General features: G+C 55.9%; 24 protein-coding genes and 1 riboswitch. Of the genes, 7 read left to right on the forward strand and 17 right to left on the reverse strand.

Features of this window, described 5'->3' with window-relative positions; all coding sequences use genetic code 11:
* The 10 genes from kdpD to ACXI0A_RS00315 form a co-directional block, all read right to left on the reverse strand.
* The coding region (gene kdpD, locus ACXI0A_RS00270) for a two-component system sensor histidine kinase KdpD (protein WP_479485182.1) at positions 1-2,003 on the reverse strand (2,003 nt) is incomplete at its 3' end.
* 45 nt (positions 2,004-2,048) lie between these two features.
* Positions 2,049-2,621: a potassium-transporting ATPase subunit KdpC gene (gene kdpC, locus ACXI0A_RS00275; protein ID WP_476150743.1), complete on the reverse strand. Its 573-nt coding sequence runs from the start codon at positions 2,619-2,621 to the stop codon at positions 2,049-2,051.
* Between the two features lie 11 nt (positions 2,622-2,632).
* Complete coding sequence (gene kdpB / locus ACXI0A_RS00280) at positions 2,633-4,681, reverse strand: potassium-transporting ATPase subunit KdpB (protein WP_476150742.1); 2,049 nt, start codon at positions 4,679-4,681, stop codon at positions 2,633-2,635.
* 7 nt (positions 4,682-4,688) lie between these two features.
* Positions 4,689-6,368: a potassium-transporting ATPase subunit KdpA gene (gene kdpA, locus ACXI0A_RS00285; RefSeq protein WP_224934304.1), complete on the reverse strand. Its 1,680-nt coding sequence runs from the start codon at positions 6,366-6,368 to the stop codon at positions 4,689-4,691.
* Positions 6,368-6,457: a K(+)-transporting ATPase subunit F gene (kdpF, locus tag ACXI0A_RS00290; RefSeq protein ID WP_100701897.1), complete on the reverse strand. Its 90-nt coding sequence runs from the start codon at positions 6,455-6,457 to the stop codon at positions 6,368-6,370. Before kdpF ends, kdpA begins: the two co-directional genes overlap by 1 nt.
* A gap of 108 nt (positions 6,458-6,565) precedes the next feature.
* On the reverse strand, positions 6,566-7,729 hold the full coding sequence (locus tag ACXI0A_RS00295; protein WP_476150741.1) for an HD domain-containing phosphohydrolase: 1,164 nt from the start codon (positions 7,727-7,729) through the stop codon (positions 6,566-6,568).
* A 187-nt stretch (positions 7,730-7,916) separates the two neighbouring features.
* Positions 7,917-8,249, reverse strand: coding sequence for a HigA family addiction module antitoxin (locus ACXI0A_RS00300; RefSeq protein WP_224934437.1), 333 nt, complete (start codon positions 8,247-8,249; stop codon positions 7,917-7,919).
* A gap of 42 nt (positions 8,250-8,291) precedes the next feature.
* Positions 8,292-8,600, reverse strand: a complete 309-nt coding sequence (locus tag ACXI0A_RS00305) for a type II toxin-antitoxin system RelE/ParE family toxin (RefSeq protein WP_182056595.1) — start codon at positions 8,598-8,600, stop codon at positions 8,292-8,294.
* A gap of 189 nt (positions 8,601-8,789) precedes the next feature.
* Complete coding sequence (locus ACXI0A_RS00310) at positions 8,790-9,749, reverse strand: NAD(P)-dependent oxidoreductase (RefSeq protein WP_476151196.1); 960 nt, start codon at positions 9,747-9,749, stop codon at positions 8,790-8,792.
* Positions 9,730-11,124: an MFS transporter gene (locus ACXI0A_RS00315; RefSeq protein ID WP_476150740.1), complete on the reverse strand. Its 1,395-nt coding sequence runs from the start codon at positions 11,122-11,124 to the stop codon at positions 9,730-9,732. Before ACXI0A_RS00315 ends, ACXI0A_RS00310 begins: the two co-directional genes overlap by 20 nt.
* A 504-nt stretch (positions 11,125-11,628) precedes the next feature.
* On the opposite strand from ACXI0A_RS00315, the gene ACXI0A_RS00320 reads away from it, so the two are divergent.
* Positions 11,629-12,543, forward strand: a complete 915-nt coding sequence (locus ACXI0A_RS00320) for a substrate-binding domain-containing protein (protein WP_476150739.1) — start codon at positions 11,629-11,631, stop codon at positions 12,541-12,543.
* A 125-nt stretch (positions 12,544-12,668) separates the two neighbouring features.
* Here ACXI0A_RS00320 and ACXI0A_RS00325 read toward each other — a convergent pair whose 3' ends face one another.
* Positions 12,669-13,163, reverse strand: a complete 495-nt coding sequence (locus ACXI0A_RS00325; protein WP_224934299.1) for a GNAT family N-acetyltransferase — start codon at positions 13,161-13,163, stop codon at positions 12,669-12,671.
* Positions 13,164-13,225: 62 nt separating this feature from the next.
* Between ACXI0A_RS00325 and ACXI0A_RS00330 the strand changes: the two genes are divergently transcribed.
* Complete coding sequence (locus ACXI0A_RS00330; protein WP_476150738.1) at positions 13,226-15,058, forward strand: ATP-binding cassette domain-containing protein; 1,833 nt, start codon at positions 13,226-13,228, stop codon at positions 15,056-15,058.
* Here ACXI0A_RS00330 and ACXI0A_RS00335 read toward each other — a convergent pair.
* The 3 genes from ACXI0A_RS00335 to ACXI0A_RS00345 form a co-directional block, all read right to left on the reverse strand.
* Positions 15,055-16,179: a GNAT family N-acetyltransferase gene (locus ACXI0A_RS00335; RefSeq protein ID WP_476150737.1), complete on the reverse strand. Its 1,125-nt coding sequence runs from the start codon at positions 16,177-16,179 to the stop codon at positions 15,055-15,057. The two genes, ACXI0A_RS00330 and ACXI0A_RS00335, sit on opposite strands and share 4 nt — an antisense overlap.
* A gap of 165 nt (positions 16,180-16,344) precedes the next feature.
* Positions 16,345-16,674 carry a type II toxin-antitoxin system RelE/ParE family toxin gene (locus ACXI0A_RS00340; protein ID WP_476150736.1) on the reverse strand — a complete coding sequence of 110 codons (330 nt, stop codon included), beginning with the start codon at positions 16,672-16,674 and terminating at the stop codon, positions 16,345-16,347.
* Positions 16,643-16,879 (reverse strand): ParD-like family protein, encoded by a 237-nt coding sequence (locus tag ACXI0A_RS00345; protein WP_034819879.1) that lies wholly within the window; start codon positions 16,877-16,879, stop codon positions 16,643-16,645. Before ACXI0A_RS00345 ends, ACXI0A_RS00340 begins: the two co-directional genes overlap by 32 nt.
* 192 nt (positions 16,880-17,071) lie before the next feature.
* On the opposite strand from ACXI0A_RS00345, the gene ACXI0A_RS00350 reads away from it, so the two are divergent.
* From ACXI0A_RS00350 to ACXI0A_RS00360, 3 genes are all read left to right on the forward strand, one after another.
* Positions 17,072-17,971, forward strand: a complete 900-nt coding sequence (locus ACXI0A_RS00350) for a LysR substrate-binding domain-containing protein (protein WP_476150735.1) — start codon at positions 17,072-17,074, stop codon at positions 17,969-17,971.
* Positions 17,972-18,070: 99 nt separating this feature from the next.
* Positions 18,071-19,012, forward strand: coding sequence for a glutathione S-transferase C-terminal domain-containing protein (locus ACXI0A_RS00355; protein ID WP_476150734.1), 942 nt, complete (start codon positions 18,071-18,073; stop codon positions 19,010-19,012).
* Positions 19,013-19,023: 11 nt separating this feature from the next.
* Entirely contained in the window at positions 19,024-19,629 is a 606-nt protein-coding gene (locus tag ACXI0A_RS00360; protein ID WP_476151194.1) for a prolyl oligopeptidase family serine peptidase, read from the forward strand.
* Here the strand turns inward: ACXI0A_RS00360 and ACXI0A_RS00365 are convergent.
* Both ACXI0A_RS00365 and crcB read right to left on the reverse strand, forming a co-directional pair.
* Positions 19,626-20,423 (reverse strand): TIM barrel protein, encoded by a 798-nt coding sequence (locus ACXI0A_RS00365; protein WP_476150733.1) that lies wholly within the window; start codon positions 20,421-20,423, stop codon positions 19,626-19,628. The genes ACXI0A_RS00360 and ACXI0A_RS00365 overlap by 4 nt on opposite strands.
* A 119-nt stretch (positions 20,424-20,542) precedes the next feature.
* Positions 20,543-20,920, reverse strand: a complete 378-nt coding sequence (gene crcB, locus ACXI0A_RS00370; protein WP_100701912.1) for a fluoride efflux transporter CrcB — start codon at positions 20,918-20,920, stop codon at positions 20,543-20,545.
* A 90-nt stretch (positions 20,921-21,010) separates the two neighbouring features.
* A riboswitch (Fluoride riboswitch) is annotated at positions 21,011-21,086 on the reverse strand.
* A gap of 107 nt (positions 21,087-21,193) precedes the next feature.
* On the opposite strand from crcB, the gene ACXI0A_RS00375 reads away from it, so the two are divergent.
* Together ACXI0A_RS00375 and ACXI0A_RS00380 are read left to right on the forward strand one after the other, a co-directional pair.
* A complete protein-coding gene (locus ACXI0A_RS00375) occupies positions 21,194-22,111 on the forward strand; it encodes a nucleoside hydrolase (protein WP_476150732.1) in 918 nt (305 codons plus the stop codon).
* Between the two features lie 196 nt (positions 22,112-22,307).
* Entirely contained in the window at positions 22,308-23,129 is an 822-nt protein-coding gene (locus ACXI0A_RS00380) for a DUF4225 domain-containing protein (protein WP_476150731.1), read from the forward strand.
* Here ACXI0A_RS00380 and ACXI0A_RS00385 read toward each other — a convergent pair.
* Entirely contained in the window at positions 23,126-23,440 is a 315-nt protein-coding gene (locus ACXI0A_RS00385; protein WP_476150730.1) for a hypothetical protein, read from the reverse strand. The genes ACXI0A_RS00380 and ACXI0A_RS00385 overlap by 4 nt on opposite strands.
* Positions 23,441-23,493: the final 53 nt, after the last annotated feature.

Consider the following 23,493-nt stretch of genomic DNA (forward strand, 5'->3'; position numbering starts at 1 on the left):
AGCGCGGATAATAGCGCATTACGCAACTGCTCACGTTCCGCCGCTAATCTTGAAGCGGCTTCACTTTGCGACAACGCCATGCGTTCCAGCGCATTGGCGATCAGCACCGTGAAGGTTTCGACCAATCGCTGCTGTTCAGGGATCATCAGCTGGCGCAGGTTTTCCGGCTCCACTACCAATAGCCCACGACAGTGATTGCCGCTCTTTAAGGGCAGAATTTGGTACGGCACCGCAGGCAGCGTATCCGTGCCCGCACCGGCCGGTTGCGCTTTGCTATAACTCCATTTGGCGATGCCAAGATCCGGTGGCGTGCCAACCGTGCTGTCACCCACCGCCTGTAACTCGCCCTGCTCATCCGGCAGCAGCAGTTGGCTGCGCGCCTGCAAGGTGACATCAATCACTCGCTGGCTGGTGGCGGCAATATCCTGCGGCGTGAGCGCGCTGCCGAGGGATTTTGCCATCTCATACAGATGCCGAGCGCGCTGTTCGCGGTAACGCGCCACTTTAGCCTGATAACGCACGCCCGCCGTCAGATTCCCGACGATCACCCCCACCGCCAGCATCACCGCGAAGGTCACCAGATACTGCAAATCTGACACCGCCACCGTGCCGGTAGGGGCAACGAAAAACAGGTCAAAGGCGAGGATGTTGATCACCGTGGCGAACACCGACGGCCAGCGTCCGTAACGCAGCGCCACCAGTACCACCGCCAGTAAATAGATCATCACGCCGTTGGCCGGGTCAAACTCCACCAGCAGCCAGCGGCCGACAAGGGTGACCAGAATGCACAGCGCAATCGCCATCAGACAGCCGCGCAAGTGCAGCCGCCATTTCTCACTGGTGACACGCTGGCCGGTCAGCGGATGCGGCGCATCGCGTACCGGTTCATCCAGCGCCACCACCAGCAGATCGAGATCCGGACCCAGTTGCCCTAATCGCTGGGCAAAACTGTCGCGCCGCCAGCGCCGCTGCGGCTGACGACCGGTGACAATTTTGCCGAGATTGTGCTCGCGCGCATAACGCAGCACGGCACGGGCTTCATCGGGATCGGACAAAGTAGCGGTTTCCGCACCCAGCTCTTGCGCCAGTTGCAGCGTGCGTAAAATGGCACGACGACGCGCTTCCGGCAGGCGGTTGAGACGCGGCGTTTCTACGTACACCGCGTGCCATTCGCTGCCGAGGCGCGCGGCTAAACGCGCCGCGGTGCGTACCAGTTTTTCACTGCCGGTGTCGTCGCCGATGCAGAGTAAAATGGCGTCACGCGTATGCCAGACTTTGTCGCGGCCTTGCTGATCGCGCCAGGCACGCATCTGGTCATCCACGCGATCCGCGGTGCGGCGCAGCGCCAGTTCGCGCAGGGCAAACAGGTTGCCTTTACGGAAGAAGTTTTCAATCGCGCGCTCAGCGCGATCGCCGACGTAGACTTTGCCCTCTTTCAAACGCTGACGCAGATCGTCCGGCGGCAGATCCACCAGCACCACCTCATCGGCGCTATCAAAGAATGGATCGGGCACGGTTTCGCGCACCTGAATGCCGGTCACGCCGCCGACCACATCGTTGAGGCTTTCCAGATGCTGCACGTTGACGGTGGTGATCACGTCGATGCCCGCTTCCAGCAGCTCTTCGATGTCCTGCCAGCGTTTGGGATGGCGCGAACCCTGCACGTTGGTGTGTGCCAGTTCGTCCATCAGGATCACCGCCGGATGGCGTGCCAGTGCTGCATCGAGATCGAATTCCGCGTGACGTGAACGCCCGGTGGCGCGGCGCGGCAATACCGCTAGGCCGTTGAGCAGCGCCGCGGTTTCTTCACGTCCGTGGGTTTCCACCACGCCCGCCAGCACATCAAGGCCCTGCGCGCGTAAGCGTTGTGCCTCCTGCAGCATGGCGAAGGTTTTCCCCACGCCCGCACAGGCACCGAAGTAAATTTTCAGCTTACCGCGATGGCTGTCGCTGTGATTCAGCAGCAGCGCATCGGGATCGGGGCGGGTGATTTCGTCGTTCATCAGTTATCCGTCGTGAAAAGCGCGATAAATCGCGCTATCGATCAATTATCCCTGCAGCGCATCCAGCGCCATATTCAGTCGCAGCACGTTCACGGTCTCTTCACCGATAAACGGCAGCAGCGGACGCTCGGTGTGGCGGGCTATCAGCGCTTCCACATCTTTCAGCGCCATATTGCGTGCCGCGGCAATACGCGGTGCCTGCCACAGTGCGGCTTCCGGCGAAATATTGGGATCAAGCCCGCTCGCCGATGCGGTCACCAGCTCAACCGGCACCGCAGTTGGGGCCTGTGGATTGGCGGTGCGCAGTGCAGCCACGCGCTCGGCCACCGCTTTATCCAGTGCCGGATTGCTCGCCGCCAGGTTGCTGCCGCTGGAGGCCAATGCGTTGTAAGCTGTATCACCGGTTGCCGATGGACGGCCCCAAAAATGACCGGGCTGAGTAAACACCTGGCCAATCAGATCAGAACCGCGCTTCACGCCATCCTGCTCAAGCAACGAACCATTAGCCTGCGACGGGAACCACCACTGCGCCAGACCGGTGGTCAGCAGCGGATAGACCGCGCCGGTTAACAGCGTCAGCAGTATTAACAATACAATAGCCGGACGTAACTGACTCATTTCTCTTCTCCTTAAACCAGACCAAACAGCGTCAGCAGCAGGTCGATGGCTTTAATACCAATAAACGGCACCACTAATCCGCCGACACCGTAAATCCACAGGTTGCGACGCAGCAGCGCGGCGGCACTCATTGGGCGGTAGCTCACTCCTTTCAGCGCCAGCGGGATCAGGAACACAATCACCAGCGCGTTGAATATCACCGCCGACAAAATCGCTGAGTTCGGCGAATGCAGATGCATCACGTTCAGCATATTGAGCTGCGGATAGGTAGCCGCAAACGCCGCCGGGATGATGGCGAAATACTTCGCCACGTCGTTGGCGATACTGAAGGTGGTCAGCGAACCGCGCGTCATCAGCATCTGTTTACCGATGTGCACCACTTCCAGCAGTTTGGTCGGGTTGGAGTCGAGATCGACCATGTTCCCGGCTTCTTTCGCCGCCTGCGTGCCCGAGTTCATCGCCACTGCCACATCCGCTTGCGCCAGTGCAGGGGCGTCGTTGGTGCCGTCGCCGGTCATTGCCACCAATCGCCCTTCCGCCTGATACTGACGAATCAATGCCAGCTTGGCTTCCGGTGTCGCTTCCGAAAGGAAATCATCCACGCCCGCTTCAGCGGCAATCGCGGCTGCCGTCAACGGGTTGTCGCCGGTGATCATCACCGTCTTGATACCCATTTTGCGCAGCTCGGCAAAACGCTCTTTGATGCCGCCTTTGACGATATCTTTCAGCGCCACCACGCCGAGTACCTGTGCACCTTCGGCCACCACCAGCGGCGTACCCCCGGCACGCGCCACTTCTTCGACGCTGGCGTTGACTTCCGCCGGGAAACGACCGTTGTTGGCTTCGATATGGCGGCGAACCGCGTCAACTGCCCCTTTACGAATCAGACGATCCTGCACGTTGACGCCGCTCATGCGCGTTTGCGCCGAGAACGGAATAAAACTCGCGCCCATGCTGCTGAGATCGCGTTCGCGCAGGTTAAATTTCTGCTTTGCCAGCACCACGATGCTGCGCCCTTCCGGGGTTTCATCCGCCAGCGAGGCCAGCTGTGCCGCATCCGCCAACTGCTGCTCGGTGACGCCAGGCGCAGGCATAAACTGCGTCGCCTGACGGTTACCCAGCGTGATGGTGCCGGTCTTATCCAGCATCAGCACATCAACATCACCCGCCGCTTCCACCGCACGACCGCTAGTGGCGATGACGTTCGCCCCGAGCATGCGGCTCATCCCCGCCACGCCAATCGCCGACAACAAGCCGCCGATGGTGGTCGGAATCAGACATACCAGCAGCGCCACCAGCACCGTCACGCTCACTGGCGTCCCGCCGTAAGCAGAGAACGGCCACAGGGTTGCCGTCGCCAGCAGGAACACGATAGTCAGCGACACCAGCAGAATGGTCAGCGCGATTTCGTTCGGTGTTTTGCGACGTTTAGCGCCCTCGACCATGGCGATCATGCGATCGAGGAAGGTTTCGCCCGGATTGACGCTGCACTGGATCACCAGCCAGTCAGAGAGAATGCGCGTACCGCCCGTCACCGACGAAAAATCGCCGCCGGACTCGCGGATCACCGGAGCCGATTCGCCGGTAATCGCACTCTCATCCACTGAAGCGCCGCCTTCCAGCACTTCGCCGTCACAGGGGATGATGTCACCCGCTTCCACCAGCACCACGTCGCCTTTACGCAAGGTGTCCGCCGCTACCGGTTTCCACTGCGCGCCGTAGCGCGGTTCAGCCAGCTTTTTCGCATCGCTGGTTTTGCTGATGCCTTTTAGGCTGTTGGCCTGCGCCTTGCTGCGTCCTTCCGCCAGCGCTTCAGCGAAGTTGGCAAACAACACCGTGAACCACAGCCAGATCGCGACACCCGCCGTAAATCCGGCGTTGCCGCTCAGATGACCGGTGAGCATACCGATGGCCAGCAGCGAGGTCAGCACGCTACCCAGCCACACCAGGAACATCACCGGGTTGCGAAACTGCACGCGCGGATCGAGTTTCTTCACCGCATCCAGCACGGCGGTTTTCGTCAGCGCTGCATCAAACAGCGCCAGTTGTTGACGACTCATGATTCCGTTATCCCTGAATTAATTGCAGATGTTCCGCCACCGGGCCGAGTGCCAGCGCGGGGATAAAGGTCAGTGCCCCCACCAGCAATACAGTGCCAATCAGCAGCGCGATAAACAGTGGACCGTGGGTCGGTAACGTACCGTTGCCCACCGGCTGGATCTTCTTCGCCGCCAGCGAACCGGCAATCGCCATCACCGGAATGATGATGCCGAAGCGTCCCACCAACATGCAGAAGGCCAGCAACAGGTTCCAGAACGGGGTGTTGGCGCTCAAACCGGCAAAAGCACTGCCGTTGTTATTGGCTGCCGACGAGACGGCATACAGCACTTCGCTAAAGCCGTGGATGCCAGGATTAGCCATACCGGCGCGCCCTGCATCGGTCATCATCGCCAGCGCGGTGCCCAGCAACACCAGGGTGGGCGTCACCAGAATCGCCAGTGCGGTCATTTTCATCTCCCACACGTCGATTTTTTTACCCATGTACTCTGGTGTGCGACCAATCATCAGGCCAGCGATAAACACCCCGAGCAGCACGAACAGCAGCATGCCGTACAACCCAGCACCGACGCCGCCGAACACCACTTCACCCAGCTGCATCAGCCACATCGGCACCATGCCGCCCAGTGCAGTAAAGGAGTCATGCATGGCATTCACTGCACCGCAGGAGGCCGCCGTGGTGATCACAGCAAACAGGCTGGAGTTGAGAATGCCAAAGCGCGTCTCTTTGCCTTCCATATTGATGGCGCTGTCTGCACCGAGCGTCAGGAAGTGCGGATTACCGCGCAGTTCTGCCCACATGACGGTGACGACCGCCAGCACAAACATGATGGTCATAGCCCACAGCAGCATGTGGCCCTGACGACGGTCGCCCAGATGCTGACCAAAGGTGAAGCACAGCGCGGCCGGGATCAGGAAGATACTCAGCATCTGCACAAAGTTGGTCAGCGCAGTCGGGTTCTCAAACGGGTGGGCGGAGTTAACGTTAAAGAAGCCCCCACCGTTGGTGCCGAGCATTTTTATCGCTTCCTGCGAAGCCACCGGACCGAGCGGCAGCGTCTGTCGCGCCCCCTCCAGCGTGGTGAGTGCGTGATAAGGCTCAAAGGTCTGGATGCTGCCCTGATAAACAAAGAACAGCGCGATCAGCAGGCTGATTGGTAACAGGACATACACCGTGATGCGCGTCAGGTCGCGCCAGGCGTTGCCGAGCGTCGCCAGCGAGCGATTGGCAAAACCGCGGATCAGCGCAAAGGCCACCGCAATACCGGTCGCCGCCGACAGGAAGTTCTGCACCGTGAGACCGGCCATCTGGCTGAAATAGCTCACCGTGCTTTCGCCCGCATACGCCTGCCAGTTGGTGTTGGTAACAAAGCTGACGGCAGTGTTGAGCGCCAGATCCCAGCTCAGATTTGGCAAGTGTTGTGGGTTGAGCGGCAGCGATCCCTGCAGCATTAAAATCGACAGCAGCAAGATAAAACCGAGCGCGTTGAACAGCAGAATCGCCAGCAAGTAGTGCGGCCAGCGCATTGCCTCGCCATCAGCACCGGCCAGCCGCCACAGCACCCGCTCCGTGCGCGGCAGCAGTGGTTTGTCGGCCACCAGCACCGCAAGAAAACGCCCCAGCGGTTGTGCCAGCACCATCAACACCAGCAGATAACCCGCAATCAGTAAAAACGCATTCGCAGCCATCAGAATGCCTCCGCATTAAGCAGGGCATAAATCAGGTAGCCCAACAGTATAAAGACCAGCACGATGCCGGCAATCACGCCCACGCTCACAGCAACCTCCAGAGGATTTGGTAGTGCTGCAAGCATGCGCGGCGCGGTATAAAGAAGGGGTAAAAAGGCGGGAATCCGGCGTAAAGAAAGTATAAAAATGCTGTCGAATTAGGCGGTTTCCAGTGCCCAGATGCGATTAAGATCGACGTTCTGCCACAGGCCACAGTCCTCGGCACCGGTAATGCTGTCAGTGCAGAATGAATCACCCAGATCCAGCTCTTCCGGCTTCAGTTCACGCTGGGCGTGTAGCGACCAAAACACATGCACTTTGGGTTTCAGCAATGATTTTTCACCGGCCTGCACCACCAGCGCCACGCGCCCGGATGCCAGTCTTACCAGCGATCCCACCGGATAAATGCCGATGGTGCGCACGAAGGCGTGCAACAGCGTGTTGTCGAAGTGACCGCGCCAGCTCAGCATGTTGTGCATGGCTTCGGCGGGCGTCCAGCCTTTGCGATAGGGGCGATTAGAGGTCACGGCATCATAGACATCGCACACCGCGGCCATGCGCGCAAACAATGAGATTTCCTCCCCTTTTAACTTGTGGGGATAACCGCTGCCGTCGACTTTTTCGTGGTGATGCAGTGCAATATCCAGCAGGTCTTCTCCTGCATCGGCCTCCATCAACATCTGCGCACCAACAATCGGGTGCTCGCGCATGATGGTGAACTCCTCGTCGGTGAGCTTGCCGGGTTTGTTGAGGATTTCCAGCGGCACCGCCGATTTACCCACATCATGCAGCAATCCACCCATGCCCACGCGACGCTGCTGGTGCTCATCGAGCCCCATTTTTTTGCCCAGCGAGATCATCAAGCCGCACACCGCCATCGAGTGCAGATAAGTGTAATCGTCGTGATTTTTCAGCCGCGCCACGCTAAGCAGTGCAGTGGGTTCACGGGTAATCGACCCGGCAATTTCGTCCACCAGGTCCATCGTATAGTCGAGGTCCAGCCCCTGCCCCATACGGGCTTCGTTGAACATCGCCAGCACCTGCGGCTTGCCCTGATTGAAGATGGTTTGCGCCTGATCCAGCTCTTTGAAAAACGACGTTTGCGGAATGGCTTTTTTCGGCGCAGGTTTGGCAGGCGCCTGCACCGACTTATCAATGTCGATCCAGATCTGCTGGATCCCTTCGTTGCGGATCATGGCGATCTGGCGTTTATCAGTGATCAGCATCTGGTTGCGAATGCGTTTGTCCTTAAGCCACCAAACCTCCAGTTTGTGGATGAACATTCCCTGACGCAGTTCGTCAACGGTAATCAGCTTTATCACGATATCTCTCCTTAATATCAGTGGATGGTAAGGAGAGGTATCGGCAGCTGAGCAAATAATCTTCAGGAGTGATTTGTGCGATCTGTGAAGGGGGAAGTGATTTGGATGAGTGCAATAAATTCGTAGCGCTACGCCTATCTGTGCACATTTGTAGCGGAACGATGCATCACATAATGGCTGGAACTAATTAGGCAACCTGAATACCGCGCTGTGCCATAAAAGTGCTCAAAGGCGTGACACGACTTAATTCTTCTTGCATGCGGGCATCGTTTTCAACCTCCCATTGGTCCTGATAACGCTGCAGGTTGAGCCAAAAATCAACGGAAGTATCAAAAACGGCCGCTAAACGGTATGCCATCTCGGTCGTCAGTTTGCGATTGTTATTGACCATCGCGCTGGCGGTGTTTCTGTGCACATTCAGCATTTCAGCCAGGTCATTCACTTTGAGGTGAAGGGGTTCGAGGAACTCGTATTGCAGCACATCACCAACACTGGTGGGTTTACGTTTTGCCTGATTCATTTTTGGTTCTCTTTGCTGGTAATTTTCGTCCACGTGCAGTGGTTATCGGTGATTTTTGTAACGGTGCGGATCGAGATAAAGATCGCTAGCCTCGCCATTCATCCAGCGAAATATGAGTCGATATTGCTCATTAACGCGGATGGAGTAATAACCCAGCAAAGGGGGCTTCAGGGCTTCAAAACAATTTCCAGGCGGCGATCGCAGATCATGATGCGTTTTAGCGGCATTGATGATATCGAGTTTACGCGCGAGCGCGGATTCAATGGTTTTGGGGAGACACCTGTGCGGTAAGGCATAAATAAAAAACTGCTCAAGCCAATCATCCCGAAAATGTCTAATTGCACCCTTCATCTGCTTCCCTGCCTGAAAATAAATCAGGCAGGCAAGTTACTTCCAAAACGCACAGCAACCAAGTGCAATATTTAACATTATAAAGAATGTTCCAGCTGGATTACAAAATTATTTTGAAATTAAGGAAAACATCATGAGAACTGTGAGCGTCTTAGCATTAAGCAGCCGCTACGATTGCCCGTAAAGAAGCTACACCACCCGCGTTAACACCGCTTCACCCTGCGAAAACGCCAGCAGGTTTTCAAACACCAAATCCGCCATCGCCGCCATGGTTTCATGGGTGCTGCTGGCAAGATGCGGGGTGATCACCACATCATCACGCTGCAGCAGCGCGGCAGGTACGGAAGGTTCTTGTTCGAACACATCCAAACCGGCACCTGCAATCTCACCCGCTTCGAGCGCCGCAATCAATGCTTGCTCATCGATCACGCTGCCACGCGCAATGTTGATTAAAAAGCCCTTCGGCCCCAGCGCACGCAGCACCTCGGCATTCACCAGATGATGCGTGGCGGCTCCGCCCGGTATGGTCAGCACCAGAAAATCAGCCTGCTTTACCAGTGACAACAGCGAATCGTGGCGCGTATAGGGCACATCCGGGCGCGAACGTGGATTAAAGAAATGCACATCCATATCAAATGCCTGTGCGCGTTTCGCCAGCTCTTTCCCGATGCCGCCAAGCCCGACAATCCCGCACACTTTACCGCCCACTTTGGTGGTCAGCGGGTAGCGGCCTTTCGCTTGCCACTCACCAGCGCGCACATAACGATCCGATGCGCTGATACGGCGCGCCACGTCCAGCAGCAGCGCCATGCCGGTATCGGCTACGCAGCTGTTCAGCACCCCCGGCGTATTGGTCACCACGATGCCACGCGCTTCGGCGGCGGCAATGTCTATCGCGTCATAGCCCACACCGTTACTGCAAATCACTTTCAGGTTGGGCAACTGCGCCAGTAGCTCCGCATTCGCCCCCATCAACGCATTGCCGCTGGTCACCAGCGCATCAATGCTGGCACCGTGCTCGGCCAACCACGCGGCCTGATCCTCCTGCTGCCACAAACGCGAGGTGGTGAAGTGCGCATCCAGATTATCCTGCAGTCGCGGCGGCAACAGCGGCCCTTTTAGCAATACGTTAAACGGCTTTGATCCCATCATGTTTCCCCTGAGCTTCGTAGGATGTTGCAGACGAATCCTGCTCGTTGCCGACACGTTCAATCGGCCCCATTACCAGCAGGAACAGCAGCGCCGCGACGATGCAGTGCGCGCCAACGAACACCAATCCAATGCTATAGCTGCCGGTCAAACCGACGATGATGCCGAACAGCAGTGGTGTGATAAATCCGGCCATATTGCCAATACCATTGAAGATCGCGCCCGCCAGACCTACGGCCTCTTTCGGTGCGGTATCGCTGACAATGGTCCAGGTCCCTGCGCCCGCCGCCACGCCTTTGCCAAAGAAGGCAAACGACATAATGGCGATAATGCCGGCATTGGTCGGGATCACCGCGGCCAGAATCAGTGAGGCCGCCATCAACATCCCGACGATATACGGCGTTTTGCGCGCCCACGACAGGCTCCAGCCGCTGGCCAGTAACTTGTCAGAGATGTAACCGCCGCTGATACCGCCGACAAAGCCAAACAGCGCCGGGGCGATGGTGGCAAAGCCCGCTTCCATGACGTTCATGCCGCGAGCCTGCACCAGATAGATCGGGAACCAGGTGATGAAGAAGTAGCTAAGTGCGATGATGCAGTATTGCCCGATATAGGCGCACCACAACATGCGATTGCTGAGCAGGGTTTTGAACATCGCTTTGCTGAGCGGTTGACGTGCTTTGAGGGTTTGCGCCGAGTCGATATCCACCAGCGCGCCGCCCTCTTCAATGTATTTCAACTCTGCAGCTGACACATGCGGATGTTGTTTGGGACTGCGCATATACCAGCTCCATACGAACACCGCCAGCACGCCAATGCCACCCAGCACAAAAAACGGCCACTCCCAGCCGAAGCGCGACACCAGCCAGCCGGATAGCGGCGAGAAGATGGCGACTGCAAAGTACTGCGCCGAGGCAAACAGTGACGATGCCCGGCCACGTTCAGCGCCGGGAAACCACATGATCACGGTACGGGCGTTGGCCGGAAAACTCGGCGCTTCAATCAGCCCAAGTGCAAAGCGCAGCACAAACATCAGCGTCAGCGCCATGGTCATGCCGCTGGAAAACTCGCCGATAAATCCCATCAAAATGGTGGAAACCGACCACAGCGCCAGCGTCACGCCATAGACTTTTTTGGTGCCGAAACGGTCGAGGAAAATCCCACCGGGGATCTGGCCGATCACATAGGCCCAGCTAAACGCCGAAAGGATCAGACCCAACTGGATCGCCGACAGGCCGAACTCATCTTTGATCGCCGATCCTGAGATCGACAGGATCGAACGGTCGGCATAGGCCACGACGGACAGGAACAGGATCAGACAGAGGATCCAGATACGCACATGACTGTTCTGATTGCGGTTTTTGCTTTGTAACATGGCTGAACCCCTTGATGGAGGAGCATCCTGCCCCGAAGCGATGATGTGCAGGAATACCGCTTTAATTTCACTGTTTAGCCACTATAGAGAGCCAGATACATGCTGGTCATTGTGCGGATGGAGGAATCCGCGCGGTTAATTTGCGCTGGTTTTGGCATCTGCCACAAAGCAGGGTGCGGCGCTGCACAGAACCTTAAATAAGCCGATGCTTTTGCACCGGAATGTGCGCCAGCTCTGAGAAAAAGCTTCGCAACATCACTATGAGGCTGCAAATCATCTTCCGCCTGCACGTTACATTAGGTCGCAAAGCATCTTCCGCCTGCGCGTAACGGGAAGTCGCAAAGCATCATGCACCCGCGAGCAAAGTGTGCGCTTCACTGCAAAATCCAATCATGCCGATTGTCAGCGCGAAAGCCGCCTCGTAGTCTGAAAATGATTTCATTGAGCCATTTTAAGTCTCATTGAAACATTCATTCTAATAACAAGCTTACCCTGGAGTCCGCGATGAAAACCCTCAAAGCGATACTGTTGCTTAGCCTGCTGTCCAGTTCTGCCTCGGCTTTGGCTGAGAAAATCGGCGTATCGATGGCGTATTTCGATCAGAACTTTTTAACCATTATTCGCCAGTCGATTGATAAAGAAGCCAAAGCGCGTGGGCTTGATGCGCAGTTTGAGGATGCACGCGGTGATGTTGGCCGTCAGACCGATCAGGTGCAGAGTTTTATCGGAGCAGGCGTTGACGCCATCATTGTCGATCCGGTGGATTCTGCCAGCACGCCACAGCTGACCAAACTGGCACAGCAGGCGAAAATTCCGCTGGTGTATGTGAATCGCACGCCGGGGGATAAGACTCTGCCTGCGGGTGTGGTGTTTGTCGGTTCTGATGAACGCGAATCTGGCACGCTGCAGATGGAAGCGCTGGCGAAAATGGCCAACTACAAAGGCAATGTGGCGATCATGATCGGTAACCTCACCGACGCGGGCGCACTGCAACGCACCAAAGATGTCGAGCAGGTCGTCGCGAAATATCCGGGCATGAAGGTGGTGCAGAAGCAGCCCGCGAATTATGCGCGTAATGAAGGCATGGATCTGATGCTCAACTGGATCGGCAACGGCGAAGCGATTGATATCGTCGCGGCCAACAATGATGAAATGGCGATTGGTGCCGCGATGGCACTGGCTAAGAGCAACAAGAAGATTCTGGTGGGTGGTATTGATGCCACGCCGGATGGCCTGAAAGCCATGGCGCAGGACAAGATGCAGGTCACCGTGTTCCAGGACGCGATCGGTCAGGGCAAAACATCGGTGGATGTGGCGCAGAAGCTGATCAAAGGCGAGAAAGTGGATTCACATGTGTGGATCCCGTTTGAGCTGGTGACCAAAGAGAATATGCAGAAGTATGTGGAGAAGAGTCAGTAAGGTGTTCACGGTCGCCATAAATGGCGACCCTACACCGTAGGGTGCACATTTATGCGCACCTGGCAAAACACCGCACAAGACGTAATGACGCATTTATGCGCACCTGCCCATAAACGGCACAAAACTCACTCCCGCAGTTTCGCCATCACCACGATGTCGTGATACTCGCCTTCACGCAGACAGGCTTTACGCTTGATGCCCTCTTGCTCAAAACCGAGGCGCTGATACAAACGCAACGCACGCGCATTGTCATGGAACGCTTCCAGCTCAATGCGCACCACGCCCAGCCAATTAAACGCATAGTCGATAGCGTTGCGAATCAGTTTCTCACCGATGCCACGCCCGCCAAACGCCGGATCGACGCTGATACCAAAGCTGATGCTGTGGCGCGTACGCGGGCGCTGCTCAACAAACAGCGTCAACTCACCCACCATCTGGCCATCAATCTCCGCCACAAAACCGATATAGCCCGCCGCGTCCATGTTTTCGAATTTTTTCTGCCAGGTTTGTACGCTGGGAAACGGCAGTTGCGTGGTCCAGCGATAGACCTCGGGGTGGCTGTAAAGGCGTTGATAAGCGGCAGCATCGGTTGGTTCGCGACCGCGAATGATCAGATCCATGTCGGTAATCCCTTTCACTTGCACTAAGCTGTTAACTCTCACCAAACGGAAAGAGTGACTTTATGTTGTATCGTCGTTTTGAACGTTTTATCAATATTTTCCAGGATGCACCAACCGATTCTCCACCCTCCAGCGTCTGGCCGTTTTACCTCTACTATCTGCGTCAGGTGTGGCCGAGTTTTGTCGCGCTTTTGATCGTCGGACTGGCCCAGGCACTGATTGAGGTGGCGCTGTTCAGCTATCTCAGTCGCATCATCGATCTGGTCAATCACTCAACGCCCGCCACGCTGTTTACCGACAACTGGCAGGTGCTGCTGTGGATGGGATTTGTTGCGCTGATTCTGCGGCCAATTGTCATCGCCGCGCACGATATGCTGGTGCATCAAAGCATTAACCCGAGCATGACCAGCATGATCCGTTGGCAGCACCACAACTATGTTCTGCGCCAGAGCCTGAACTTCTTCCAGAACGATTTCGCCGGGCGCATCGCTCAGCGCATTATGCAGACCGGCAACTCCCTGCGCGATTCTGCGGTTCAGCTGGTGGACGCCATCTGGCATGTGGTGATCTACGCCGTCACCTCACTGGTACTGTTCGCCGAAGCCGACTGGCGTTTGATGATTCCGTTGATCATCTGGATTGTCGCCTACAGCGTGTCGCTGAGTTTCTTTGTGCCGCGTGTGAAGCAGCGTTCGGTGGTCTCTTCCGAGGCGCGCTCCAAGCTGATGGGCACCATCGTCGATGGCTACACCAATATCGCCACCATCAAACTGTTCGCGCACAACGATCTGGAAAAACGCTACGCGCGTGAAGCGATTCAGGAACAGACCGACAAAACCCAGCACGCCAGCCGCATGGTCACCACCATGGACATCACGCTGTCGACGCTGAATGGTCTGCTGATTGTCAGCACCTCCGGACTGGCACTGTGGCTGTGGAGCCAGTCGCTGATCAGCGTCGGTGCGATTGCCTTAGCCACCGGTTTGGTGATCCGTTTAGTGAACATGTCCGGCTGGATCATGTGGGTGGTGAACGGCATCTTTGAAAACATCGGCATGGTGCAGGATGGATTGAACACCATCGCGCAGCCGCTCAGCGTGCAGGATGAGCCGCAGGCGAAAAACCTGAAGGTGACGCAGGGTCAGATCCGCTTCGAAGATGTGCGCTTTGATTACGGCGGCAGCCGCCAGGTAATCAACCGTCTCAACCTGAATATCAAACCGGGCGAGAAAATCGGTCTGATTGGGCCATCCGGCGCGGGTAAATCGACAATGGTGAATCTGCTGCTGCGTCTTTACGACATCAACGGCGGGCGCATCCTGATTGACGATCACAACATCGCCGAAGTGACGCAGGAGAGCCTGCGCAGCCAGATTGGCATGATCACTCAGGATACGTCGCTGCTGCACCGTTCGATTCGTGAAAACCTGCTGTACGGACGCCCGAACGCCACCGAAGACGAGCTGCAGGCGGCGATTATCCGCGCCCGTGCCGACGAGTTCATTCCGCTGCTTTCCGATCCACAAGGGCGCACCGGGCTGGATGCGCATGTCGGCGAGCGCGGGGTGAAATTGTCAGGCGGTCAGCGTCAACGTATCGCCATCGCCCGCGTGCTACTGAAAGATGCCCCGATTCTGATCATGGATGAGGCGACTTCCGCGCTGGATTCCGAAGTCGAAGCGGCGATTCAGGAGAGTCTGGAGACCTTGATGCAGGGCAAAACGGTAATAGCCATCGCGCACCGTCTCTCTACTATCGCCAAAATGGATCGACTGGTGGTGCTGGATAAAGGTGAGATTGTTGAGATGGGTAACCACCGCGAACTGCTGGCGCACAATGGACTCTACGCGCGCCTGTGGCTGCATCAGACCGGTGGTTTTGTCGGCGAAGATTAATCGCCGCGTCGATATGGCAGGGCTTCGCGCGCTTCAATGGCATAGGCGCGGATCCCTGCCCGCTCCTGCACTAAATATTCTTCTACGGCTTCGCGCAATCCCGGATGGCACAAGTAGTGCCACGAGTGAGTGATCTGCGGTTCGAAGCCGCGCACCAATTTATGCTCGCCCTGCGCACCGGCATCAAAACGCTGCAATCCTTCCGCAATGGCAAAATCCATGCCCTGATAGAAACAGGTTTCAAAGTGCAGGCGATCGAACTCCGCCAGACAGCCCCAGTAACGCCCATACAGCGAATTGCCATCCACCAAATAGAACGCCATGGCCGCCGGATGCCCCTGCAGCGTGGCGATCACCACGCGAATGGATCGCGGCATGCGTTCGGCCAGCAGGCTGAAGAACTGCCGCGTGAGATAGGGCCGCTGCCCGCGCACCGCATAAGTGTTGGCGTAACAGGTATAGACAAAATCCCACTGATCTTCTTGCAGTTCATCACCGCGATACCAGTTGAACTCAAAGCCGCTGCTCGCCACCTGCTCGCGCTCTTTGCGCAGCTGTTTACGCTTGCGCGACATCAGCGTGTCGAGGAAATCCTGAAAATCGCGGTAGCCTTTGTTGTGCCAGTGATACTGGATGCCGAGACGCGCCAGCCAGTCAGGTTGCTGCTCCATCACATCGTTGGCGAATGGCGTGGTGAAATTGATGTGCGCGCCGCTCAGGCCGTGTTGCAGCAGTTCATCGGGCAACGCTGCGAGCAGCTGGTTGATGGCGGCTTGCTCACCCAATAAACGCGCACCAGTAACCGGGCTGAACGGAATCGCCCCCAGCCATTTTGGATAGTATGGAATGCCGGCGCGGTGACAGGCATCAGCCCACGCGTGATCAAAGACGTATTCACCTTGCGAATTGCGTTTGCGATAGCCCGGCAGCGCGGCGCTCAGCACGCCATTTTCGCGCCACAGCAGGTGATCCGGCTGCCAGCCGTTTTCCGGCCGCACGCTGCCACTCTCTTCCAGCGTGAGCAGAAAGGCATGGCGTAAAAACGGTTGATCGTCAGGTAACAGCGCATCCCATTCGAGGGCGGAAATCTCCGCCAGCGATGACAGGTGAAGCAAAGACATGCATGGCTCCCGGCCAGCTTAAGGCGAACAGCTAGTTCAACAGGTTTTGTTGCGGGGGAAAAGAGGGGGCGCACTGAATGTGCATCGGCCATCTATTGGCATGAATCCCGCCGAGGGGAGTTTGGATTGGAAAGTACGCTTCCACTGCTTAGGGAAGCGACTCTGTTAGCCGATGAGTTTCAGGTCGTTTTTACGATGTTGCTTCTGGTCGTCATAGTAATTTTCGTGCGTACCGAGGCTCAGAAGATAGATTTCCAGTCTCTGATCGACCCAACTGTAACCCAATAGATATTGCTGCTTGCTCAGGTAAAACTTGTGCACCCAGAGATAGCTCAGGTCGCCCTTTTTGCGTTCACCGATCTCTGGGTTGGCAATAATGCGGTCAATCTCTTGATCAACGCCATCCTGATCCTGTTCCGTCAGGCGGTTAAAAGCCTTCTCAAAACGGCGGGTCTGATAAATCTCAACTTCCTGTCCGGTCTTTTCTGCGCACATATTTTTTGACCTTGCCGTTATCCATTTCTGCTTTAGCCAGTAAGATTTCGTTGATGAATGAGAAGGTCAGATCGGGATTATCCTCTGCGATGCGACCAATCTTCGCCCAATGTTCGATCTGTTTAGGCACGCTGCGGCTCATAGCTTCTGCATGTGTTTTCACATCTTCAACAAAATCATCGTCTAAGCGGACGCTGGTTGCCATATTTAAACCTCTTGTTGTCGTCACCCGATACGTTGTTGTGAGGGTGGTTCCATTGATACGTCATTGCCAGACGTGCAATAGATGAGATTGTGCGACATATTGTCGCATTTAGCAATCAGTGATAGCGGTACGATTTACCGTGCCTTGATAACGAATGTGTATACTCACCTTTTTCGCTGCGCAGGAACCGCCATGGATCGTCTTGATTGTGACCGCATGTTTGTCGCGGTGCTGGAAGTGGGCAGTTTTGCCGGGGCGGCGGAGCGACTGGGCACCAGCAGCGGTCAGGCGTCCAAGCTGGTTTCACGGCTGGAGCAGGAACTTGGCGTGCAGTTGTTTAAGCGCAGCACGCGAGCATTGTCAGCCACTGAAGTAGGCCGCGCCTATTACGAGCGGGTAAAAACCCTGCTGGATGCCTTCGACACGCTCGATGCCACGGTACGCGAAAATGCCACCACGCCGACGGGTCGCTTAAAAATCAGCGCACCCGGCACCTTTGGCACGGCGATACTCGCCAGCGTCTTAGTGGCGTTCGCCCGCCACTATCCGTTGATCGAACTGGACGTTAACTTCTCGGATCGCGCGGTTAACATCGTTGATGAAGGCTTCGATATGGCAATTCGCATCGGCAAACTGGATGACAGCAGCCTGATCGCACGTCGTCTGGGCGACGTACCGATTCGCGTAGCCGCTTCGCCGGGCTATCTTCTGCAGCACAACACGCCGCAACACTGGCGCGACCTGGCGACGCATCAATGTATTAGCGACACCAATTTCCGCGATCCGTGGCACTGGCCGTTTGTCACGCCGTGCGGAGACAGCGTTTCCATGCCGATTCGCGGTCGCCTGTGTTTCTCCAACACAGAAGCCTGTTTACAAGCCGCCATCGCCGGATTGGGCATCGCACGTCTGCCCGGTTTTATCGCCGCACCCGCGTTGCAGCGCGGGGATATCGTCTCGTTGCTCGATAATTTCGCCACGCCGCCGATGGGCTTGTTTGCACTCTATCCGCCCGCTCGCCATCTGGCGCAGAAGACCCGCTTACTGATCGATTTCCTCGCCGATCATTTCCAGCAGCATCCTCCCGGCTGATTCCTTCCAATTTGGAAGCAATGAAAGCCATTTTGCCCGGATTATCACCTAACCAGCAGCGCGGTATGCTCACTCCATCACCAGAGAGGAGTCGAGCATATGTTGGTCAACGGTAAGTGGAGCGCAGAGTGGCACCCGGTTCAAGCCACCGATAAACAGGGCGGATTTGTCCGTCAAACGTCCAGTTTTCGCCACTGGATCACCGCAGACGGCTCCAGCGAGTTTGCCGCCGAGCCGGATCGCTATCATCTGTATGTCGCGCTGATCTGCCCGTGGGCTTCACGCACGCTGGTCGCACGCAGTCTGAAAGGACTGGAGAAAGTGATCAGCGTATCAGTGGTAGAGCCGCAACTGGGTGCGCAGGGCTGGCACTTCGGTGATTATCCGGGCTCCGACCGTGACTGGCTCAACAAAGCCGAGTACATCCACGAGATTTATACCCGCGCCGATGCCGATTTTACCGGCCGCGCGACCGTACCGGTGCTGTGGGATAAGAAAACGCAGACCATTGTGAACAATGAGTCAGCTGACATCCTGCGTATGCTGAACAGCGGTTTTGGCGATCTGGCGGACAACAGCCTCGATCTTTATCCGGAGGATCTGCGTGCTGAGATCGACGCGATCAACGAATCGATCTATCCACGTCTCAACAACGGCGTCTACCGTACTGGCTTTGCCACCACCCAAGTGAGCTATCAGCAGGCGTTTAATGATGTGTTCAGCCAGTTAGACGAACTTGAACAGCGTCTGAAAGATGGCCGTACCTTCCTGCTGGGCGAGCGCCTGACTGAAGCCGATATCCGTTTGTTCGTGACGCTGGTGCGTTTTGACGTCGCCTATCATGGCCTGTTCAAATGCAACCTGCGCCGTCTGCGCGACTATCCGCTGCTCGATCGCTATCTGAAGAGTATGCTGGCAGTTTCAGGTGTGCGTCAGACAGTGAACATCGACCATATCAAACAGGGCTACTATTCGATTAAGGCGCTGAACCCGAACGGGATTGTGCCGGCGGGCCCGGATATGGCGGATTACGGACTTTAAGGAGCGGGATGATGGCAAAAGCGTTGGTGATTTTTTTACATGGAGTGGGCAGTAATGGCGACGATCTGGCGGGACTCGGCCAGCATTGGGCCAGCCTGTTGCCGGATGTGGTTTTTGCCTCGCCGAACGCGCCCTATCCCTTTGAACATGCGATGGGTTATCAGTGGTTTAGCCTGACGGGAATTACTCCACAAAACCGTCCGGTGCGGGTGCGTGAAGCGCGGGCAGCGTTTGATGAAACCGTGCAGCAACTGATGGCGCAGCACGACATGGCGGGCGCGTGGGATAAAGTGATTCTGGTGGGCTTTTCTCAGGGCTCGATCATGGCGCTGGATGCGCTGGCATCTGGCCGTTATCCGCTGGCAGGCGTTGTGGCGTTTTCCGGACGATTGTCTTTTGAAGGTGCATTAACCCCTTCATCACACACGCCTGCGCTGCTGATTCACGGCAAAGTGGATGATGTGATTCCGTTCAGCGAGAGCGAATCTGCGGTAGAGCGTCTGCAAGCGGCGGGCGTGACGGTGGAAGCGCGCTTTGAGGCCGCCACCGGACACACCATCTCCTCACAAGGTGCGATGCAGGCGGTAACGTTTATCGCTCAATGTCTGCAGGATTAAGGCCAGTAGCGATTCAATGCGCGCCAGGCTTTTTGCGCGGCCACTTCCGGCGGCTGCGCTTTTAACCCATCGTTAAACACTTCAATACCGACCGGACCACGATAGCTGGCACTTTTCAGCTTATCGACAAAGCGTTCCACTTCAATAATGCCGTCGCCGGGCAATAAACGCTGGTGACGCGCAAAATCGCTTAACGCGCCCTTCTCCTGCGGTGGCATCTCCGCCATATCGCACAGTTGCACTTCATAAATACGATCGGCTGGAATGCCATCCAACTGCGAGGCATCGCCGCCCAAAGCACAGATGTGGAACAGATCGACCACCAGTCCGATATTGGGTTGGTCCAGCCGCTGCAAGCGTTCCCACGCCAGCGGCAAGGTATTGTCGACGCTGCACCACGCCATCGGCTCGTACATGATGCGCATGTTATAGCGCGCGGCTTCCGAAGCCATCCAGCGCAGGTCTTCATCGATACGCTCAGGCACACAATCTTCACGTGTGGTAGCGGGTGCCTGAATGGTGTTGCAGCCAAGGGATTGCGCTATCTGAATAAACTGTCGCAGTTCTTCGCGCTTCTGCAGACGCTCGCGATCCGGCGTACCGGTAAAGTCGCGCAGCACCTGCAAATTGGTAAAGCCAAGATTTAACTGTTTGGCCAGCTGTGGTGTGCAGGCCTCGACATCTTCCCGCCAGATTTCAACCTGCTCAAAACCGGCCGCCTGTGCGGCACGCAACTTCTGCTCGGGTTCACCGTTTAACAACACCAGGTTAAGGAATTTGGGGTTACTTCGCATCAACGGGCTCCCTAATCGTCCGGATAAATCGGTGACAGGTTCTGCTTGTCACGCAAACAGAACACCGACCAGTATCTACCTCTTAGGAGTTATTTCAAGCCCGTGATGCGCCGGGGTTTTTAACCCAGCAGATTCACCACCGCAAAGCCAGCGAAGGTCATTAGGAGTGAGCCAATCACATGCACCATCACGCTCGACATCGCCCACAGGTATTTACCGGTTTGCAGCAAGCCGACAATTTCCGCTGAGAAGGTAGAAAAGGTGGTTAAGCCGCCGCATAAACCGGTGACGATCAGCAATTTCCAGAAGGGGTCGATATGCGGATTACGGACAAAGAACGCCAATGCGGCACCGATGATAAACCCGCCAACCAGATTCACCATAAGTGTGCCCGGAGGCAGATTTGGGAATAAGGCATTGAAACGAAGGGAAATTAGCCAGCGCAGCGAGCAGCCCACAGCACCACCGAGCACAACAGCCAATAACGACTTCACCATAATTTGGAGCTCCTGAAATGAGTTACGCGCAGGGCCGCGGCAGGACAGAAAAACGCCTGACACACCGCCGTCTCCCGCGCAGGGATACGAGTGTTGTCAGGCGTCATCAGCCGTCTGTTTCCAGAACGGCGGTTGGGGAAGGTGGCACGCCATCACCTTAGCGGCACGATAATACGCTGGCGCAGCGAGGGTGACAATATCGGTCAACGATTGGCTTACCTTTGCAAACGATTATGTTTTAACGTGGAGAACCACTTAAGAGAGGAGATCCCGATGCGTACCCTGATTTTTGATACTGATATTGGCGTAGATGATGCTTTTGCGCTGGCGTATGCGGCGCGGACGCAGCGGTTGCTGGGGATTACCACGGTGTTTGGCAATGTGGCGGTCGGGCAGGCGGTGAAAAATGCCCGGCTGTTTTGCGAGAAGATGGGGATTGAGGCTCCGGTTTATCGCGGTTGCTCGCGGCCGCTGGCATTAGCCCCTTCTGCGCCCGCCACGCTGCACGGCCTGGATGGATTGGGTGATGCGTTCGAGAACTCACACAGTGAAGAAGCGCCCAGCGCGGTGCAGTTTATGATTGATAGTGTGCGTGCACAGCCGCATGCCATCACCATCGTTGCCATTGGGCCGCTGACCAATATCGCCAGCGCCATCAATCAGGCTCCGGATATCATTCCACTGGTGAAAGAGCTGGTGATCATGGGCGGGGCATTTGGCACTGACGGCCATTCCGGCAACGTCTCGCCGTTTGCCGAGTTCAATATATGGAAAGATCCGCACGCTGCCGATCAGGTGCTGGCCTCGGCGCTGCCGGTTGTCGTATTGCCGCTGGATGTCACGCATAAAGTGCTGATAACGGGCGATGAAGTGCGGCAGTTAAATCAGCCGGTATTGAGCGCGATATGCCGTCCGTATCTGGCGTACAGTCTGCAAAAGGAAGGGTTTGATGGCATGGCGCTGCATGACACGTTGACGCTCTCCTGGCTGGCGTTACCACAGGCGTTTGAAGTCATCGAAGCGCCAGTGCGCGTGATAACAGAAGGCATCAGCCGTGGTCAGACAGTACGACGTCTCAGCGCCCTCGCCTCACGTGAAGATCCGTTTGCTGGATTGCGCCCACAGCGTTTGTGCCTCGGCGTGGATGCCGAAGCGGTGCGGGAACACTTTTTTGCCGCATTGCAGGCATGAGATGGGTGGTCGCTATCAACAGCCAAATACCTGTAAATTAAGCGACGGGTATTAGGGTATCTGAAGCTCAATAAAAAGAAAAATCACGCTAAGTTATTCTGGATATGCGTAAACCCAACACCACGTTAATTTCTCATTTTACTGATGGGCCTGAATAAGTATTATCAAGTCGTCTACCAAACAAAGGATTTGTGAAATGGATGAAGTATTACTCGCTATGATGCGCTCAAATGGGCGTAATAAGGCTTGGGCAGAAACGATGGTAAATCTTGAAGCCCGCAAGCTGATTGATACAGCCAACCGTCTAGGCGGCTTCCACATCAAAGATGGACTGACCCGACTCCAGTTCGTGCAGGAAATAAGGGATGTTATTGAAGCTCAGTTTATGATTGCCAGGCGGGCAAAGACCGATGAGGAATGCATTGCCTGCATAAAGAATCTTCGCGAAGAAGCAGATAACCTTGTTGAGCAAGACAGGTTATTAAGAATGAAGACTGCGCAACTGTACGCTAAGGTCGAATTTGTCAGGCAGAACAACAAAATTGTTGGTTACACCCTATCGGCTGTCCATATTGCCATATCGGGCATTGCTCTCTTTACCGGCTTCATGATGATATCAACGATGACGCCGATTGGAATGCTGGCCGGGGCTGTGCTCGTTACTGATGGATTTAATGGTATATCACAGGAAGTTATCAATAATTTCTCGCCTGCTGGTAGTGCTCATTCAGAAGGTATTTTTGGTGACGCCGCTATGGAAGGGGCTGAATTCTTGGGTTTTAAGCCTGAGACGGGACTCGCTTTTTATAATGCAGTCACACTTACAGCCAGTGTATACAGTGTTTTCGGAGTAGCGAGAAAAGCCGGGGCGTGGCGTCTGTTCAGATCGATGCCGACCGATTTTTTCCGAAAAGTTGACAGTATGAGCAGGCCAAAGCTCACAATGAACATCGTAGGCTATGGCCTAAAAGCAAAAGTCGTGTTTGACCTACTGACTTTAGACCATTCGTCACATTAAGGCCGATTTGCCCGCCAGTAGCGCCATGACTTGTAGCAAAGCACTGGGGGCTGGCCAATCATCATAATCGCAATGCCAAACAGGAAAGCCACTCCACCTGCAATAATTTTTATTCCGGTACTAAACATCACCAGCAATAAAAAAATGATTGTGCACGCGGCGATGATCCAAGTGAGCGTACGGAATCGCCTTGCAAGGTCAAGGATTGCATCATCAAGCGTCCCGCCATAGCTTTCGACATTATTTTTAACTATCTGCAATTCCGAAGAACTGAACCCAGAACGTAACAGCCCCTCTTCGCTGACTAACATAGCCTTCATCCGTAAATTGTTTGAATCAGATAGCGGCCAGATATAGCAGAATT

The sequence above is a fragment of the Pantoea sp. C1E2 genome (genome assembly GCF_056491465.1).

Coding starts and splice junctions, on each gene's coding strand:
- ACXI0A_RS00300 (WP_224934437.1), bottom strand. CDS start 8,249: ATGAATCAGGCAAAACGTAAACCCACCAGTGTTGGTGATGTGCTGCAA.
- ACXI0A_RS00345 (WP_034819879.1), bottom strand. CDS start 16,879: ATGGCAACCAGCGTCCGCTTAGACGATGATTTTGTTGAAGATGTGAAA.
- ACXI0A_RS00330 (WP_476150738.1), top strand. CDS start 13,226: ATGTTGTATCGTCGTTTTGAACGTTTTATCAATATTTTCCAGGATGCA.
- ACXI0A_RS00385 (WP_476150730.1), bottom strand. CDS start 23,440: ATGTTAGTCAGCGAAGAGGGGCTGTTACGTTCTGGGTTCAGTTCTTCG.
- ACXI0A_RS00315 (WP_476150740.1), bottom strand. CDS start 11,124: ATGTTACAAAGCAAAAACCGCAATCAGAACAGTCATGTGCGTATCTGG.
- crcB (WP_100701912.1), bottom strand. CDS start 20,920: ATGGTGAAGTCGTTATTGGCTGTTGTGCTCGGTGGTGCTGTGGGCTGC.
- ACXI0A_RS00320 (WP_476150739.1), top strand. CDS start 11,629: ATGAAAACCCTCAAAGCGATACTGTTGCTTAGCCTGCTGTCCAGTTCT.
- ACXI0A_RS00350 (WP_476150735.1), top strand. CDS start 17,072: ATGGATCGTCTTGATTGTGACCGCATGTTTGTCGCGGTGCTGGAAGTG.
- ACXI0A_RS00310 (WP_476151196.1), bottom strand. CDS start 9,749: ATGGGATCAAAGCCGTTTAACGTATTGCTAAAAGGGCCGCTGTTGCCG.
- kdpB (WP_476150742.1), bottom strand. CDS start 4,681: ATGAGTCGTCAACAACTGGCGCTGTTTGATGCAGCGCTGACGAAAACC.
- ACXI0A_RS00355 (WP_476150734.1), top strand. CDS start 18,071: ATGTTGGTCAACGGTAAGTGGAGCGCAGAGTGGCACCCGGTTCAAGCC.
- ACXI0A_RS00335 (WP_476150737.1), bottom strand. CDS start 16,179: ATGTCTTTGCTTCACCTGTCATCGCTGGCGGAGATTTCCGCCCTCGAA.
- ACXI0A_RS00380 (WP_476150731.1), top strand. CDS start 22,308: ATGGATGAAGTATTACTCGCTATGATGCGCTCAAATGGGCGTAATAAG.
- ACXI0A_RS00325 (WP_224934299.1), bottom strand. CDS start 13,163: ATGGATCTGATCATTCGCGGTCGCGAACCAACCGATGCTGCCGCTTAT.
- ACXI0A_RS00375 (WP_476150732.1), top strand. CDS start 21,194: ATGCGTACCCTGATTTTTGATACTGATATTGGCGTAGATGATGCTTTT.
- ACXI0A_RS00365 (WP_476150733.1), bottom strand. CDS start 20,423: ATGCGAAGTAACCCCAAATTCCTTAACCTGGTGTTGTTAAACGGTGAA.
- ACXI0A_RS00340 (WP_476150736.1), bottom strand. CDS start 16,674: ATGTGCGCAGAAAAGACCGGACAGGAAGTTGAGATTTATCAGACCCGC.
- kdpA (WP_224934304.1), bottom strand. CDS start 6,368: ATGGCTGCGAATGCGTTTTTACTGATTGCGGGTTATCTGCTGGTGTTG.
- ACXI0A_RS00360 (WP_476151194.1), top strand. CDS start 19,024: ATGGCAAAAGCGTTGGTGATTTTTTTACATGGAGTGGGCAGTAATGGC.
- ACXI0A_RS00305 (WP_182056595.1), bottom strand. CDS start 8,600: ATGAAGGGTGCAATTAGACATTTTCGGGATGATTGGCTTGAGCAGTTT.
- kdpC (WP_476150743.1), bottom strand. CDS start 2,621: ATGAGTCAGTTACGTCCGGCTATTGTATTGTTAATACTGCTGACGCTG.